The 16,233-nt window shown below is 68.9% G+C and carries 14 protein-coding genes; 10 read left to right on the top strand and 4 right to left on the bottom strand.

Going from position 1 to position 16,233, the window contains the following annotated elements; translation table 11 throughout:
- Positions 1-24: 24 nt before the first annotated feature.
- Positions 25-2,187, top strand: coding sequence for a HelD family protein (locus tag DEIGR_RS10690; RefSeq protein ID WP_058977120.1), 2,163 nt, complete (start codon positions 25-27; stop codon positions 2,185-2,187).
- 67 nt (positions 2,188-2,254) lie between these two features.
- Entirely contained in the window at positions 2,255-2,482 is a 228-nt protein-coding gene (locus DEIGR_RS10685; RefSeq protein WP_058977119.1) for a hypothetical protein, read from the top strand.
- A 129-nt stretch (positions 2,483-2,611) separates the two neighbouring features.
- Here the strand turns inward: DEIGR_RS10685 and glnA are convergent, their stop codons facing one another.
- Positions 2,612-3,970 carry a type I glutamate--ammonia ligase gene (gene glnA, locus DEIGR_RS10680; RefSeq protein WP_058977117.1) on the bottom strand — a complete coding sequence of 453 codons (1,359 nt, stop codon included), beginning with the start codon at positions 3,968-3,970 and terminating at the stop codon, positions 2,612-2,614.
- 321 nt (positions 3,971-4,291) lie between these two features.
- Between glnA and DEIGR_RS10675 the strand changes: the two genes are divergently transcribed.
- Complete coding sequence (locus DEIGR_RS10675) at positions 4,292-6,448, top strand: glutamine synthetase III family protein (RefSeq protein ID WP_058977115.1); 2,157 nt, start codon at positions 4,292-4,294, stop codon at positions 6,446-6,448.
- 263 nt (positions 6,449-6,711) lie between these two features.
- Positions 6,712-7,524: an AAC(3) family N-acetyltransferase gene (locus DEIGR_RS10670; protein ID WP_058977113.1), complete on the top strand. Its 813-nt coding sequence runs from the start codon at positions 6,712-6,714 to the stop codon at positions 7,522-7,524.
- A 54-nt stretch (positions 7,525-7,578) separates the two neighbouring features.
- Here the strand turns inward: DEIGR_RS10670 and DEIGR_RS10665 are convergent, their stop codons facing one another.
- From DEIGR_RS10665 to gyrA, 3 genes are all read right to left on the bottom strand, one after another.
- The gene (locus DEIGR_RS10665; RefSeq protein ID WP_058977108.1) at positions 7,579-8,940 is read right to left on the bottom strand and encodes an FAD-dependent oxidoreductase; all 1,362 of its coding nucleotides are present in this window, start codon (positions 8,938-8,940) and stop codon (positions 7,579-7,581) included.
- A 147-nt stretch (positions 8,941-9,087) separates the two neighbouring features.
- On the bottom strand, positions 9,088-9,702 hold the full coding sequence (locus DEIGR_RS10660; RefSeq protein WP_046844569.1) for a helix-turn-helix domain-containing protein: 615 nt from the start codon (positions 9,700-9,702) through the stop codon (positions 9,088-9,090).
- Between the two features lie 314 nt (positions 9,703-10,016).
- Positions 10,017-12,452, bottom strand: a complete 2,436-nt coding sequence (gene gyrA, locus DEIGR_RS10655) for a DNA gyrase subunit A (protein ID WP_046844570.1) — start codon at positions 12,450-12,452, stop codon at positions 10,017-10,019.
- Between the two features lie 475 nt (positions 12,453-12,927).
- Here gyrA and DEIGR_RS10650 point away from each other — a divergent pair, with 475 nt between their 5' ends.
- The 6 genes from DEIGR_RS10650 (at position 12,928) to DEIGR_RS10625 (ending at position 16,232) form a co-directional block, all read left to right on the top strand.
- Positions 12,928-13,506, top strand: a complete 579-nt coding sequence (locus tag DEIGR_RS10650) for a tyrosine-protein phosphatase (RefSeq protein ID WP_236704722.1) — start codon at positions 12,928-12,930, stop codon at positions 13,504-13,506.
- A 93-nt stretch (positions 13,507-13,599) separates the two neighbouring features.
- Positions 13,600-13,950: a roadblock/LC7 domain-containing protein gene (locus DEIGR_RS10645; RefSeq protein ID WP_046844572.1), complete on the top strand. Its 351-nt coding sequence runs from the start codon at positions 13,600-13,602 to the stop codon at positions 13,948-13,950.
- Positions 13,947-14,282: a roadblock/LC7 domain-containing protein gene (locus DEIGR_RS10640; RefSeq protein ID WP_058977100.1), complete on the top strand. Its 336-nt coding sequence runs from the start codon at positions 13,947-13,949 to the stop codon at positions 14,280-14,282. The genes DEIGR_RS10645 and DEIGR_RS10640 overlap by 4 nt, the downstream gene beginning before the upstream one ends.
- Positions 14,279-14,599, top strand: a complete 321-nt coding sequence (locus DEIGR_RS10635; RefSeq protein ID WP_046844574.1) for a roadblock/LC7 domain-containing protein — start codon at positions 14,279-14,281, stop codon at positions 14,597-14,599. The genes DEIGR_RS10640 and DEIGR_RS10635 overlap by 4 nt, the downstream gene beginning before the upstream one ends.
- Before the next feature lie 95 nt (positions 14,600-14,694).
- Positions 14,695-15,696 (top strand): porphobilinogen synthase, encoded by a 1,002-nt coding sequence (hemB, locus tag DEIGR_RS10630; RefSeq protein WP_058977099.1) that lies wholly within the window; start codon positions 14,695-14,697, stop codon positions 15,694-15,696.
- Positions 15,693-16,232 carry a cyclin-dependent kinase inhibitor 3 family protein gene (locus tag DEIGR_RS10625; RefSeq protein ID WP_058977097.1) on the top strand — a complete coding sequence of 180 codons (540 nt, stop codon included), beginning with the start codon at positions 15,693-15,695 and terminating at the stop codon, positions 16,230-16,232. Before hemB ends, DEIGR_RS10625 begins: the two co-directional genes overlap by 4 nt.
- Position 16,233: the final 1 nt, after the last annotated feature.

Genomic DNA, 16,233 nt, shown 5'->3' with positions numbered 1-16,233 from the left:
TTGTTTTCCCGTATCCTGTGCGTTATGCCTGTTGCGGAATTGCGTCCGGAAACCCACCCGGATTTTGAACTGGAGAGGGATCACCTGTCGGGGACGGTGGCGGCCATGATCCGTCAGATCGAGTTCTGGGAGGACCGTGACCGGCAGATGGGCGCGGACCTGGAGACGAGCATCATCCTGGGGGATCAGGCCGAGGAGTTCGCGGCGATGCTCTCGCCGCACGTGCATCAGCCGTACTTCGGGAGCCTGAAGGTGCGCGTGGCGGGGCGTGAGCAGACGCTGTACGTCGGCAAGCACGGCTTCCGGGACGTGAAGGGGCCGCACACGGTGGTCAGCTGGGACAGCGAGGTCGGCAGCCTGTTCTACTCGCAGGCGCTGGGCTGGACGCCCCGGCGCGGCAGTGCGGGCGTGATCCGGCGGCGGCGGCAGCTGGACGTGAGTCAGAAGACGCTGCTGCGCGTGACGGACCTGTACGACGACGAGCAGGGCGGGGACACGGGTGGCCGCGAGGAGGTGCTGCTGCGCCGCCTGCAGGAGGGCAGCACCGCCGGGATGCGGGACGTGGTCGAGACGCTCCAGCCGGAGCAGAACGACGCGATGCGGCACCCGGCGGGCGTCCCGGTGATCATCCAGGGTGCGGCGGGGTCCGGGAAGACGACCATCGGCTTCCACCGGCTGGCGTGGATGACGAACGCGGACCGCGGAGCGCACCGGGCGCGGCCCGAGGCGTGCATGGTCCTCATGCCGAACCGGGTGCTGGCGACGTACGCGGCGCGCATCCTGCCGGAACTCGGGATCGAACGCGTGGTCGTCACGACGCCGGAAACCTGGGCGACCGGGCTGCTGGGCCTGGAGAAGCTGGAGGTCACGGACCGCACCCTCAGCCTGCTGCTGACGGACCGGGACAACACCCGCCGGGCGCTGGCGTGGCGCAAGGCGAAACTGCTGGGCGACGCGCGGATGCTGGACGTGGTCCGCACGCACCTCTGGAACCGCTTTAACGCGGCGCTGGCCGGACAGGGCCTGCGCGAAGCGGTCGCGCTGCGCGGCCGGGAGGATCAGGTGTTCACGCTGGACGAGGCGGCCCTGGCTGCCCTGCTGCGCGACGTGTTCGCCGCCGATCCCCTGGACGGGTACCGGGCCGGGATGCGCCGCGCGATCGAGGCGCTCGCGCTGTCAACCCTGAACGTCCCCGAGGACGAGGAGGCCAGCGTCCGCCGCCAGCTGGCCACGCCACTGACGACCCTGCTGGGCCGCATCTTCGCCACGACCACGCCCATCACGGAGGCGCGCCGCCTGCTGGGCAGCCCGGCGGAACTCGCCGCGAGCGGCCTGCTGACCGAGCGGGAGATCGCGCTGCTGGGCACCGATCCCCTCAGCGGGATTCCCACCCCGCGCCGCGCGCACGCGGACGTCACGGAGATCCCTCTGATGCTGGCCGTGCAGGCCTTCACGGGCGGCATCGGGCGGCTGGACGGGCGCACGCTGGAACCCTTCGATCACGTCGTGCTGGACGAGGCTCAGGACTACTCGCCGCTGCTGTACGCCCTGCTGGGCCGCGCCACCCGTCCCGGACACATCACGGCGCTGGGCGACATGAACCAGGGCATGCACGGCTACAAGGGTCCCAGCTCCTGGGAGGCCGTGCAGGCGCAACTGCCCGGCGCGCAGGTGCTGACGCTGGGCCGCACGTACCGCTCCACCCGGCAGATCACGGAACTGGGCGCGCGGATCGCCGCGACGTACAACCGCGCCGCCGCCGTGCAGGGCGTCGACCGTGACGGCGCCGAGGTGCAGCGCTACACGGCGCCCGCCGGGCCGGACGGGGAACTCCCGCTGATCGCGCGGGCCGTGAAGGACGCGCAGGCCGCCGGACACACCAACATCGCCATCGTCACCCGCCGCGGCGTGGACGCCGAACGCATGGCCGAAGCCCTGCGCGAGTTCGACACGGACGCGCAGCCCATCACCACGCAGGAGCACCGCTTCCGGGGCGGACTGGTGATTTTGCCCGTGAACCTCGCCAAGGGCTTGGAGTTCAGCGCCGCGATCGTCGCCAGCGCGAACGCCGACACGTACGACGAGAGCACCGAGTACGAACGCCGCCTGCTGTACGTGTCCGCCAGCCGCGCGCTGCACTGGCTGGCCCTCGTCAGCACGGGCGACCTGCACCCGCTGATCGCCTGATCCCGGTCTCAAGGTTCCCGCACGCCCCGCTCATCCCCGCCCCGTCACTGGTGGGGGAGAGTGGGGCATGAGCGACGACACCAAGCAGGACAGCGCGGGGCAGGGCGGCCTACCCACCGACGCCGGGAACGGCATGAGCGACCGCAGTGGCTATGCGGACAACTCCGAGAGCGGCATGACCGAGACGGACACGGCCACCGCGCACGTCACCGACGGGCAGGATCAGGCGGACGCGACCACGCCCGCGACCGGCACCAGCTTCGGCACGACCGGCAACGACGACACCCGTCAGTAAAAGAGAAACAGGGGACACCGGGTGCCCCTGTCTCTCTGCTGCACCTTTCACTGATCACGACGAAGGACGTCGCCCGAGTTCCACTCTGCCCCTCCCCCTTGAGGGGGGAGGATGGGAGGGAGTGGTCTATCAGATCAGGTCGAGGTACCGTTCCAGTTCCCAGGCGTGGACGGTGGCGTTGTACTCGCGCCATTCTGCGCGTTTGGCTTCCACGAAGTGATCCAGGACGTGTTCGCCCAGTGCGCGGCGCAGCACGTCGTCTTTTTCCAGTTCGTCCACGGCTTCGCGCAGGTCGCTGGGGAGTTCCTTGACGCGGTGGTGGCGTTTTTCGCGCACGGTCATCTTGAAGATGTTGCGCTGGATGGCGGGGGCGGGTTCCATGTCCTGTTCGATGCCGTCCAGTCCGGCGGCCAGCATGACGGCCAGCGCGAGGTACGGGTTGCAGCTCGGGTCGGGCATGCGGACTTCGGCGCGGGTGGAGTTGCCGCGCTTGGCGGGAATGCGGATCAGCGCGGAGCGGTTGCTGGTGCTCCAGGCGACGTTCACGGGGGCTTCGAAGCCCGGTACGAGGCGCTTGTAGCTGTTCACGAGGGGGTTCGTGATGGCGACCATCGCGCCCGCGTGGTCGAGCAGGCCCGCGATGAACTGCTGCGCGGTGCGGGACAGGCCGTGCTCGCCGCCGGGGTCCGCGAAGGCGTTCGTGCCGCCCTTGAACAGGCTGAGGTGGCAGTGCATGCCGCTGCCGTTCACGCCGGGGAGGGGTTTGGGCAGGAAGCTGGCGAGCAGGCCGTATTCCAGCGCGACGCGTTTGACCACGAACTTGAAGGTGGCGATGCGGTCGGCGGTTTCCAGCGCGGGGGCGTAGCGGAAGTCGATCTCGTGCTGGCCGGGGGAGACCTCGTGGTGGGCGGCCTCGATCTCGAAGCCCATCTCGACGAGTTTGTTGGTGATCTCGCGGCGGATGCGTTCGCCCTTGTCGATCGGGGCGAGGTCGAAGTACCCGGCCTTGTCGTGCGTGACGGTGGTGCCGACGCCGCTGGGGGAACGTTCGAACAGGAAGAATTCGGGTTCGGTTCCGACGAACATCTCGAAGCCCATGGCCTGCGCGCGCGCGATCTGACGCTTGAGGACCTGCCGGGGGTCCCCGTCGAACGGGGTGCCGTCGGGCAGGGCCACGTCGCAGATGAGGCGGGCGACCTTGCCGCGTTCGCCTTCCTCGCGGGAGAACTGCGGGTAGATCAGGAAGGTGCCCAGGTCGGGGCGCAGGAGCATGTCGCTCTCCTCGACGCGGGTGAAGCCTTCCACGGCGCTGCCGTCGAAGGTGACGTCGCCGTTCAGGGCCTTGGCGAACTGGCTTTTGGGCACCTCGACGTTCTTGGTGGTGCCGAGGATGTCGGTGAACTGGAGGCGCAGGAACTTGACTTCCGCTTCCTGCAGCTGCTGCAGGATCTGGTCGCGGGTGGGGGGCGTGGTGGACTGGGGCGTCATGACTGGGAAACCTCCGGTGGCGCTGGGCAGCGCGTCCAGAAATGCTACGACCTCCGGCCCGTGCCGGGGTGGCGGTGCAGAGTGTTGCGCGTCGGATTCCAGTGTGGCAGATCCGCGGTGTACAAACTGCACGTCACTGCGTGTCAAGCCCTGCCCTGTCCCGGTATTCCGGCATGTTGTGCAGAAGTATTCGTTGACCGCCTTCAGGCTGGGCTCATATACTCCGGGCGTAGTGATGCCCGGTGGAACCACGGGAGCGGCGTGAAATCAGGGATGCCAAGCGCGCCGCGCACCCCCCAGCCACCGCGCACAGGGAGCGACATGAACCATGACTTCGACGTGATCTCCGCCGCCCGCAACTGGCGCACGGACGCCGTGGATACCGCCACGCCCGATCAGATCATCAGCAGTGTGTACTCCAGCGACGTCCTGACCCTGGAGCAGCTCAAGGCCCGCCTGAGCAAACCCACCTTCAAGAGCCTCCAGGCGACCCTGGAACGCGGCGCGACCCTCGACCCCAGCATCGCCGACACCGTCGCGCTCGCCATGAAGACCTGGGCCATGGAGAAGGGCGCCACGCACTACACCCACTGGTTCCACCCCCTGACCGGCGCGACCGCCGAGAAGCACGACTCCTTCGTGTCCCCCAACGGTGACGGCAGCGCCATCGCGGCGTTCAGCGGCAAGGAACTCATCCAGGCCGAACCCGACGCCAGCTCCTTCCCGTCCGGCGGCCTGCGTGCGACCTTCGAGGCGCGCGGCTACACCGCCTGGGACGCCAGCAGCCCGGCGTTCATCATGCGTCACGCCAACGGCGCGACCCTGTGCATCCCCACCGCGTTCGCCAGCTGGACCGGCGAGGCGCTGGACACCAAGACCCCCCTGCTGCGCTCCGTCGAGGCGCTGAACAAGGCCGTCACGCCCGCCCTGAAACTCTTCGGGGCCAGCGAGGGCACCCGCGTGAGCAGCACCCTGGGGGCCGAGCAGGAATACTTCCTGATCGCCGAGGAGTACTACTACCGCCGCCCCGACCTCGTCATGACCGGCCGCACCCTGTTCGGCGCGCAGCCCCCCCGCGGCCAGGAACTCGAAGACCACTACTTCGGTGCGATTCCCGACCGCGTCCTGAGCTTCATGACCGACGCCGAGCAGCAGCTGTACGCGCTGGGTATCCCCGTCAAGACCCGTCACAACGAGGTCGCGCCCGGCCAGTTCGAGATCGCCCCGATCTTCGAGGACAGCAACATCGCCGCCGACCACCAGCAGCTCACCATGCAGGTGCTGCGCAACACTGCCCGTAAGTACGGCCTCGTCGCCCTGCTGCACGAGAAGCCCTTCGCGGGCGTGAACGGCTCGGGCAAGCACTGCAATTGGAGCATGAGCACCAACGCCGGTGAGAACCTCCTGGAGCCCGGCGACACCCCGCACGAGAACCTGCAGTTCCTGTTCTTCACCTCGGCCGTCATCAAGGCCGTGGACGAGCACCAGGACCTGCTGCGCATCAGCGTCGCCAGCGCCAGCAACGACCACCGCCTGGGCGCCAACGAGGCCCCGCCCGCGATCATCAGCATCTTCCTGGGCAGCGAACTGAGCGACATCTTCGACCGCCTGGAAAGCGGCCAGGGTGGACGCGGCGCCGAAGCCGGCCTGCTGGGCCTGGGCACCAGCGTCCTGCCCCCCCTGCCCCGTCACGCCGGGGACCGCAACCGCACCAGCCCCTTCGCGTTCACCGGGAACAAGTTCGAGTTCCGCGCGGCGGGCAGCAGCCAGAGCATCTCCTTCCCGATCACGGTCCTGAACACCATCGTCGCGGACGCCGTGAGCGCCCTGGCCGCCGAGCTGAAGGCCAAGCTTGACGCCGGAACCGATCTGGACACCGCCGTCGCCGAGATCGTCAAGGCCACCTACAGCGCCCACAAGCGCATCGTCTTCAACGGTGACGGCTACAGCGACGAGTGGCACCAGGAAGCCGAGCATGGCCGGAAGCTGCTGAACCTGCGCACCACCCTGGACGCCGTGCACCACCTGACCGACGCCAAGAACGGCGCGCTGTTCGAGAAGTTCAAGGTGCTGTCCGACCGAGAACTGGCCGCCCGTCAGGAAATCATGTACGACATCTACTTCAAGACGGTGAACATCGAGGGCGAGACCACCGAGTACATGGCCCGCACCATGATCCTCCCCGCCGCCGTGAAGTACCTGAGCGAACTGCACGCCGCGGGCGGCAGCAAGGCCGTCAGGGGTGTCGCCGCCGAGGTCGAGGCCGCCGCGGACGAACTGTTCGACGCCGTGCAGGCTCTCAGCGCCCAGAACGCCGCCACCGGCGGGGACGAGGTGCACGAGAAGGCCCACCACATGCGCGACCAGGTGCTGCCCGCCATGAGCGCCGTGCGCAAGGCCGCCGACAAGCTGGAGAAGGTCGTCGCCGAGCAGCACTGGCCGCTGCCGACCTACCGCCAGATGCTGTTCGTCAAGTAACGTACTCCGGCTGGATGGTTCGCCAGAACCGTTCAGTCCGAGCGGAGCGAGCAGGAGGGAACCGGGTTCCGGGCGTGAAGTGGGCAATCCGGTGAAGTTCCGGATTGTCAACGGAACAGACGGAATCCGGATAAAGCCAGCTTTGAAGGGGGGCGGCGCGTGGGGTGATCTGCGCGCCGCCCCCTGTGGGTGGCCCGGCGGGCGGGCAAGGGACTGTGCGCCTTTCCTCCCGCCCAGGAGGCCTGCCGGAGTAGACTGGGGGCGTGCTGAACCTGCTGCGCCGACCCGCCGTGACCCCCGCCGAACTGGACGAGGGCCTGCGCGCGCTGGGACTGGACGGCACCGGGCACGTGATCGTTCACGCCAGCCTGAAATCCTTCGGGCAGCTCGAGGGTGGGGCGCGCACGGTCGTGGACGCCCTGGAACGCGCGAGTGCCACGGTGGTCGCCCCGGCCTTCACGTACTCCACGCTGCTCTCGCGGCCCACCGCGACCGCCCACGCGCGCTTCCACCGGGATTCGCGGGTCAGCCGGGACATCGGGCGGGTGCCGCAGGAACTCGTGGAACGCGCCGACGCGCTGCGCTCCTTCCACCCCACCCTGAGTTTCATCGCGCTGGGGCAGGAGGCGCGCCGCATCACCGAGGCGCAGTCGCTGAGCAGCCCGTACCAGCCCATCGGGGCGCTGTACGACCTGGACGGCTTCGCGCTGCTGATGGGCGTGGATTTCGGCAGCAACACCAGCGTCCACTACGGCGAGCACCTCGCGGGCCTGCCGCTGCTGACGCGGTACGTGCCGCTGGACGGTCAGGTCGTGCCCACCGCGTTCCCGAACTGCTCGGCGGACTTCGACAACCTCGCGCCCGAGGTTCACGCCCGCGCCCGCAGCGTGCAGGTCGGCCAGAGCACCCTGCGGCTGTACCGCGTGCGGGACCTCGTGGACAGCACGGTGCGCCTCCTGAACCGCGACCCGGAAGGACTGTTGTGCACCTACCGGGGCTGCCGCTGCCAGGAGGTCCGGACCCTCGTGCGGCAGCAGGGCCTCAGGCCGCGCGTGCATACCGGCCTGATCAGCTGAAGGTACAGGGAAGGAGGCGGCCCCCGGAACTGGCGGGCCGCCTCCTTCTTCTGGTCAGCTCTTGCGGTGGCCGAGCATCAGCTCGCGGTGAACGACCTTGGCGCGCGGGCGGCCCTGCGCCTGCCCTTCGGCGAGTTCGTGCGCGTCGAGGACCTGCCAGTCGTGGAAGGAGTAGACCTGCACGCCCTTCCCGGCCAGCAGGGCGTCCACGGCCTCTCGGGTGGGGTGGGTGGCGCCGGGCAGCTTGCCGTCCTTCGCGTCGGCCAGCAGGTGGGCGACGGTGTCGGTGGCGTCCTTGCGGTTCGTGCCGACCACGCCGCTGGGGCCGCGTTTGATCCACCCGGCGGTGTACTCGCCCACGCGGCCCTCCACGCGGCCTTCCTCGTTGGGAATCACGCCGCGCCGCTCGTCGAAGGGCACGCCGGGCAGCGCCACGCCGCGGTACCCGACCGAGCGGAGCACCATCTGCACGGGCAGCACCTCGAACTCGCCGGTGCCGACGGCGTTGCCGTTCTCGTCCAGGCGGTTGCGTTCGACCTTCAGGCCGCCCACGCGCCCCTGCCCGTCGTCGAGGATCTCGACGGGGGAGGTCAGGAAGCGCAGGTGCACGCGCCGCGCCTTGCCCTCGGTTTCGCGGGCGGCGAAGTCGCGCAGGACTTCCACGTTCTTCTTCTTGGTGTTGTCGGTGATCGCGGCTTCCTCGGCCTCGCTCAGCGCGATCTCCTCGGGTTTCACGACGGGTTCGGCGGCGTGCAGTTCCCCGAACTCGCGCAGTTCCTTGGTGGTGAAGGCGGCCTGCGCGGGCCCGCGGCGGCCCAGCACCCACACGTCCTGCACGTGGCTGGCGTCCAGCGCGGTCAGGGCGTGCGCGGCGATGTCGCTCTCGTGGAGTTCCTGCGCGGTCTTCACGAGGATGCGGCTCACGTCTAGCGCGACGTTCCCCACGCCGACCACGGCGACGCCGCTGGCATTCAGGACCATCTCGCGCGCGGCGGCGTCCGGGTGGCCGTTGTACCACGCGACGAACTCGGTGGCGCTCATGCTGCCCGTCAGGTCCTCGCCGGGAATGCCCAGGCGGCGGTCGCTGCTGGCCCCGACGGTGTACAGCACGGCGTCGTAGTGGGCCAGGGCGTCCTCGTGGGTGAGGTCGGTGCCGAATTCCACGTTGCCCAGGAAGCGCACGCGCGGGTCGCCGAGGGTCTTCTCGAAGCCGCGCGTGACGCTCTTGATCGTCAGGTGGTCGGGCGCCACGCCGTAGCGCACCAGGCCGTAGGGGGTGGGGAGGCGGTCGTAGACGTCCACCTGGGCGGGCAGGTCGGTCTGTTTCAGGAGGGCCTCGGTGGCGAAGATGCCGCTGGGGCCGCTGCCGATCACGGCGACGCGCAGGGGACGGTCGGGGGTGTAGGTCTGGGTCATCGCCCGAGTCTATGCACAGGCGGGGCGCGCTGGGAATGCCAACCGTCCAGGATTGGTGTCACATGTACAGAAACACGGCTGGACAGGGGAGGGGGCATAAAAGCCGCCGCCCCCAGTCTGGAGGCGGCGGTGCGGCGAAGCTTGGGGTTACGCGGCGGCGATGTCGGCCAGGGCCGATTCGTTCTTCAGGGTGATCTTGCCGTAGCCGGCACTGATCACGCCCTCGCGGGAGAGTTCCCCGACGACCTTGGTGACGGTCTCGCGGACCGACCCGACGGCGGCGGCCAGTTCGTCGTGCGTGGCGTAGATCATGGTCTCGCCGCTGTCGAGCTGGGTGGCCAGCGCGGTGTCCTTGAGTTCCAGCAGTTCCCCGGCGATGCGGGCGCGCAGCCGCTTGCCGACGAGACGGTAGATGCTCTCGTAGGCGCGTTCCAGGGTCCGCACGAGGTGGGTGGTGACGTGCAGGTTGTCCTCGGCGCTCATCAGGGCGGGGTTGATCACGTCGATGCTGGAGTCCGTGACGGCCTCCGCGAAGTAGGCGCGGTTCACGCCGGCCAGGGCTTCCTCGCCGAAGTACTCGCCGGGCTTGACGTAGCGCAGGGTCAGGCCGTTGCCGTCGTCGTCCATGGTGTGCACGCGCACGAGGCCGGTGGAGACGCGGTAGAGCATGTCGCTCTTGCCGGGGTAGAGGATGACGGCGCCGGGGCGGTAGGTCACGGTGTCCACGAAGGTCCGGGTGCTGGTGCGGGTGTTGGTAAGCATTCGTTTCGCCTCCTTGGGCGGGTGTGAGGTGTGGTCGCGGGTGCCGGGTGATGGGGTGGTGCCCCTTTCCCGACGTGCTCACAGTGTAACCCAATCTCACTTTTTTGTAAACAGTTTTGTTTCTTTAATCTGGCTTTAGATTACAGATCCTCGCTCGTGCCTCCGTCTCGCGGGCCTGCACCAGCACGGCGTCCACCGCCGCAGTGTGCGCCGCCGCGCCTCACCGACCCCTCACCGCGTGGCGGATAAAGACAGCGGGAATAAAGAAACCGGGGTGCGGCGTCACCGCCCACCCCGGCTCCGGCGTCAGGGGGTTACAGTTCGTCCTCGCGGCGGATCGGGAAGGCACTGATCACGCAGTCCTTGTCCCCGATGTTGATCACCTTCACGCCCTGCGCGTTGCGGCCCGTCACGCGGACCTCCTCCACGCGGGTGCGGATCACGGTGCCCTTCTCGGTCAGGACCATCAGTTCCTCGTTGCCGCCCACGCGGGCCAGGGTCACGAGCTTGCCGGTCTTGTCGGTCACGTCCAGCGTGATCACGCCCATCCCGCCGCGCCCCTTGGCCGGGTAGTCGCCCACCGGGGTGCGCTTGCCCAGGCCGCACTCGCTGACCGCGAGCAGTTCGCTGTCCACGTCGCTGCCGGGCACCAGCGCCATGCTCACGACCGCGTCGTCCTCTCCATCACGCAGGCGGATGCCGATCACGCCCTGCGTCGCGCGGCCCGTCTCGCGCACCTCGCCGCTCTCGAAGCGCATCGCCTTGCCGTTGCGGGTCGCCAGGACCACGTGGTCGCCGTCCTGCACGATGCCCACCCCGATCAGCTCGTCACCGGGCTGGAGGTTGATGGCGATCAGACCGGCGGAGGTGATGTTGCCGTACTCGGTGATCAGCGTCTTCTTCACGATGCCGTTCTTCGTGGCGAAGATGAAGCACCCGGCCTCCTCGAAGCCCTTCACGCTCAGCACGCTGGCGACGTTCTCCTCTTCACGCAGGCTGGGCAGCAGGTTGCGGATGTGCGTGCCCTTCGCGTCACGGCCCGCCTCCGGCAGGTCGTAGATCTTCTCGTGGAACACGCGGCCCTGATCGGTGAAGAACAGCAGGTAGTCGTGCGTGGAGCCGACGAACACGCGGGTGTTCACGTCCTCCTCGCGCAGCTTGCCACCGCTCGCGCCGCGCCCGCCGCGACTCTGGGCGCGGTAGGCGTCCAGCTTCGTGCGCTTGAGGTACCCGGCCTTGGTCATGGTGATGACCATGTCCTCCACGGCGATCAGGTCCTCCTTGGTGATGTCCTCCTCCAGCAGCGTGATCGCGCTGCGGCGCTCGTCACCGTAGTTGTCGCGCACGGCGCGGATCTCCTTCTTGATCTCGCGCCACAGCAGCTTCTCGTCACCCAGGATCGACTGCAGGAACGCGATGGTCTTCTGCAGTTCGTCGTACTCGCCCTGCAGTTTCTCGCGTTCCAGGCCCACCAGACGCTGCAGGCGCATGTCCAGGATCGCCTGGGCCTGCACCTCGGTCAGGCCGAAGCGGGCCATCAGCGAGTCGCGCGCCTCGGCGCCCGTGTTGCTCGCGCGGATCAGCGTGATGACCTCGTCGATGTGGTCCAGGGCCTTGAGCAGCCCTTCGAGGATATGGGCGCGTTCCTGCGCCTTGTCCAGGTCGTACTGCGTGCGGCGGGTCACGACGTCCTGGCGGTGGTCCAGGAAGTAGCGCATGGTGTCGATCAGGGGCAGCACGCGCGGCTCGCCGTGCACGATGCTCAGGTTGATGATCGTGAACGTGCTCTGCAGCTGCGTGTACTTGTACAGCTGGTTCAGCACCAGCGTGGGAATCGCGCCGCGCTTCAGGTCGATCACGATGCGCACCGGGTCCTTGCGGTCGGACTCGTCACGCAGCGCGCTGATGTCCGGGATTTTCCCGGCCTTGTACATCGCGCTGATCGTCTGGATCAGGTTGGTCTTGTTCACCTGATACGGGATCTCGCTGATGATGATCTGGTTGCGGCCGTTCTTCTCGTCGATGCGGGCCTTGCCGCGCACCTTCAGGCCGCCGTGCCCGGTCGCGTACGCCTCCCGGATGCCCGCGCGGCTGATGCGCCCGCCCGTGGGGAAGTCCGGGCCCTGCACGTGCGTCATCATCTCGTCCAGGCCGATGGTCGGGTCCTCGATCAGCGCGAGCAGACCGTTGCAGATCTCGGTGAGGTTGTGCGGCGGGATGTTCGTCGCCATCCCCACCGCGATGCCCGACGCCCCGTTGATGAGCAGGTTCGGCACGGCGCTGGGCAGCACCGTGGGTTCCTCGGTGGTCTCGTCGTAGTTGGGCTTGAGGTCCACCGTCTTCTTTTCCAGGTCGGCCAGGACTTCCTCGGCGACCTTGGTCATGCGCGCCTCGGTGTAGCGCATCGCGGCGGGCGGGTCACCGTCGATGGACCCGAAGTTCCCCTGGGGGTGCACCATCGGGTAGCGCATGTTCCACCACTGGCCCAGGCGCACCATCGCGTCGTAGATGCTGCTGTCACCGTGCGGGTGGTACTTCTTCATGACCTCGCCCACGACGGACGCGGACTTGGCGTGCTTGACGTTCGAGTACAGGCCCTCGAGCATCATCGCGTACATGATGCGGCGCTGCACGGGCTTGAGACCGTCGCGCACGTCGGGCAGCGCGCGGTCCACGATCACGTTCATGGCGTAGTTGATGAAGTTGGTCTTGACTTCACTGGTGATGTCAACGGGGTGAATTCCAGTCATGTGGCTCCAGTCGTGAGGCTGCTGCGGCCCGGCAGTGGCGCCGCGTCAGCCTGAAATGTCGAGGCCCGGCCTGTCCGGGAATGGATTGATTCTATCACACTCATTATGCTTTTAGCGTAATAGAACCGGCTCCCTCAATGACCCCATTGTACCCCAGAAATCCCGCACCACACCGTCACTCCCGCCACCCCGACCCCGGCAGCCGACCCGCCAGACTGCACCCTCCATGACCACCTCCGAACAGCCACCCGGCGGCCTCCTCAATTTCCGCCGCAGCCTCCCCGGCCTGTGCCGCAGCGACACCCTCAGCCGCCTCACGCCAGACGGTCGGCGCGACCTGACAGCGGTTTCCAGTTCCATTGAGGGGCCAACAGCACGCCCCTCAACTCCACCTCCAACCACTGTCCTTCCCAGGTGCTCGCTCCGCTCGGTTCATCGGGATTGAGAAAGACCTTCAATCCCTCTGAATTCTGCTGTGAAGGCCCTGAACTTCAGCCGCAACATCGACCTGCGCAGCCGCACCGAACGCGCGGCCGATCCACCCCCGTTCCTGGGCCACCCCGCCGACCTGAACCTGCCCCTGCTCCCGTGGCGCCACCGCGCCTTCAACGAAGCCAGCGCCGCCGCCCGCACCAACGCCGACCACATGACCGCCATGCTCGACCACGCGCCCAACCAGATCGTGACGGTCCTGGGCGCGATCCTCGACGCCCCACCCGGCCCGGTCCTCATTCACTGCCACGCGGGCAAGGACCGCACCGGCCTGATCGCCGCCCTGTGCAGCGAACTCGCCGGACAGACCCGCGACCAGACGGCCGCCGACGACGCCGCCAGCGGTCCCGCCCTGCGCGATTTCTACCGCGACCAGCAGGCCCGCCGCACGCCCGAGCAGTGGGCGCACCTCGCCCCGTTCGCCGCGACCCGCGCCGACGACATCCACCTCACCCTGACCCACATCGACCAACACTGGGGCCAGCTGGACGCGTACCTGAACGCACACGGCCTGCCGGGCGGCGACCTGAGCGCCCTGCGCGACCGACTGACCCGGACGTGAAAAACCACGCACGGCGCGGGGGGGGAGGCGCCCCCACCGCCCGGCCGGACAGACGCCACGCCGCGCAGCCCGGCAGCTTATGATGCGGGGCAGATGCTCGATCAACTCACACAACTCGTACGGGACGTGGACGGCGCCTGGGCCGCCGCCATCGCGGGCCTCGACGGCCTGCTGATCGAAGGGCACGCCACGCTCGACGCCGACCTGAGCCTGCTCGTCGCCGAACACGCCGGACTGTACCGCGCCGCGCACACCGTCTACACCGACACCCTCCAGGGCGGCGCGCCCCGCGAACTGTACCTGCGCGGCGAGCGCCTGAGCGTGTACCTGCACCCGATCAAGACCGAGTACTTCCTGCTGCTCGCCGTGGACGGCCGCAGCAACCTCGGGCAGGCCCGCCTGTACGGCCGTGACGCCGCCCGCAAACTGGAGGCCACGCTGTGAAACTCGACCCCCTGCGCACCCTGCCCGGCGTCATCGCCGCCGCCCTCGTCGGCCCGGACGGCCTGGCCGTCGAGGCGCACGGCGACGGCGGCGACGGCCTGGCCGCCGAACTCGCCTCGCTCCGCCAGGGCATGGACCGCACCGGCCGCCGCCTCGGCACCGGCGACGTGACCCGCCTCGCCTTCACCAGCGAACGCGTGGAAGTCGTGGCCGTCACCACCGGCCCCTACACCGTCGGCGCCGCCATGACGCGCGGCAGCGACACCCGCACCGCCCAGCAGACCCTCGCGCGCCTCGCACTGGACATCAGCCTCCCCAGGGAACAGGCATGATCGAGAGCCTCATGGACGTGCGCGGCGTGCGCCACACCGCCCTGGTCGGCCCGGACGGCAAGATCGTCGCCAAGGCCGGCCTGACCGAGACCGACCTGCCCGCCGAACTGACCCTGGTCGCCGCCGGACGCGCCGTGATCGGCAGCCTCCAGAGCAACCTGAACACCCCCGACTGGCAGGAACTGCTGCTCGACGTGGACGGCGGCCCGGTACTGCTCACCCCGCACGGCAACCAGGTGCTCCTGACCGCCTTCGACGACGTGGCGAACCTGGGCCGCGTGCGCTTCGCCGTGCGCCGCCTGCTCGGCACCGTCTGACCCCACCCGGCAGGGGCTCCCCACGCCGGGGAGCTTTTTTCATGCTGCCGAGGTCCGTTGCATTCGTCCCGCCGCCCGCGAGGTAGCGTAGGCGCATGGACCGTCCCCGCCGCCTGCGCCGCACGCCCGCCCTGCGCGCCCTGACCCGCGAGGTGCACCTGCACCCCGGTCAGTTCATCCACCCGATCTTCGTGCATGAACGCGACACGGTGACCGACATCGCCACCATGCCCGGCGTGCAGCGCCACTCCATCGAGAGTGCCGTGCAGCAGGCCCGCGAGGCCCTGGCCCTGGGCATTCCCAGCGTGATCCTCTTCGGCATTCCCGACCACAAGGACGCCGTGGGCACCCAGGCGTACGCCGAGGACGGCATCATCCAGCGGGCCACGCGCGCCATCAAGGCCAGCGTGCCCGGCATCAACGTCATCGCCGACACCTGCCTGTGCGAGTACACCGACCACGGCCACTGCGGCCCGCTGTGCGAGGTGCCCGGCCACAGCGGCGCGGACGCCTGGACGGTCGACAACGACCCCAGCCTCGCCCTGCTCGCGCAGACCGCCGTCTCCCAGGCCCGCGCGGGCGCCGACGTGATCGCCCCCAGCGCCATGATGGACGGACAGGTCGCCGCCATCCGCGCCGCACTGGACGGGGCGGGCTTCACGCACGTACCCGTCATGAGTTACGCCGTGAAGTACGCCAGCGCCTACTACGGCCCCTTCCGCGACGCCGCCGGGTCAACCCCCAGCGTCGGCAACCGCGCCACGTACCAGATGGACCCCGCCGGAGGCTACCGCGAGGCGCTGCGCGAGGCCCGCCTGGACGCCGAACAGGGCGCCGACACCCTGATGGTCAAACCCGCCCTGGCGTACCTGGACGTCCTGAACCTCCTGAAGCGCGAATTCGACCTGCCCGTCGTGGCGTACAACGTCAGCGGCGAGTACTCGCTGATCAAGGCCGCCGCCGCCGCCGGATTCATGGACGAGCGCCGCACCGTCCTGGAAACCCTGACCGGCATGCGCCGCGCCGGAGCGGACGCCATCATCACGTACCACGCCATGGACGCCGCCCGCTGGATCGCCGAGGACGCGCGCGCGTGACCAGCGCCGTCAACCCCATCCGCGTGGACTGGATTCCCACCGGCCTGTGGCCTGGCCGCCTGGGCCTGACCTTCGCGCCCGGCAAGAAGGGCGGCAGCGTGTACCAGCCGGGCGTCACCCACGACCGCAGCGTCACCGAAGACATGCAGACCCTCGCGCAGCAGGGCACGAACGTCATCGCGCCCCTGATCGAGGACTTCGAGTTCGACCTGCTCGGCATGGACGGCTACCACGACGCCGCCGCCACGCACCTGATCGAGATCGCCCCGTACCCCATCCCCGACCAGCATGCGCCGCACGACCCGCGCGACTTCGCCGCGTACATCGACGAACTCATGACCCACCTGCTCGACGGGCGCAGCGTCGTCGTGCACTGCCGGGGCGGACTGGGCCGCGCGGGCCTGACCGCTGCGTGCCTGCTCGTGCAGGGCGGCCTGAACGCCGAGGGCGCCATCGCCCTGGTCCGCGAGACCCGCAGCCCGCACGCCATCGAGACGCCGCAGCAGGAACAGTTCATCCACGACTTCGCCCGGTGAC

The organism is Deinococcus grandis, assembly GCF_001485435.1.
GTDB classification, from domain to species: domain Bacteria; phylum Deinococcota; class Deinococci; order Deinococcales; family Deinococcaceae; genus Deinococcus; species Deinococcus grandis.
Note: the sequence above shows the minus strand (reverse complement) of the source record. Positions and strands in the feature narration are given on the sequence as shown.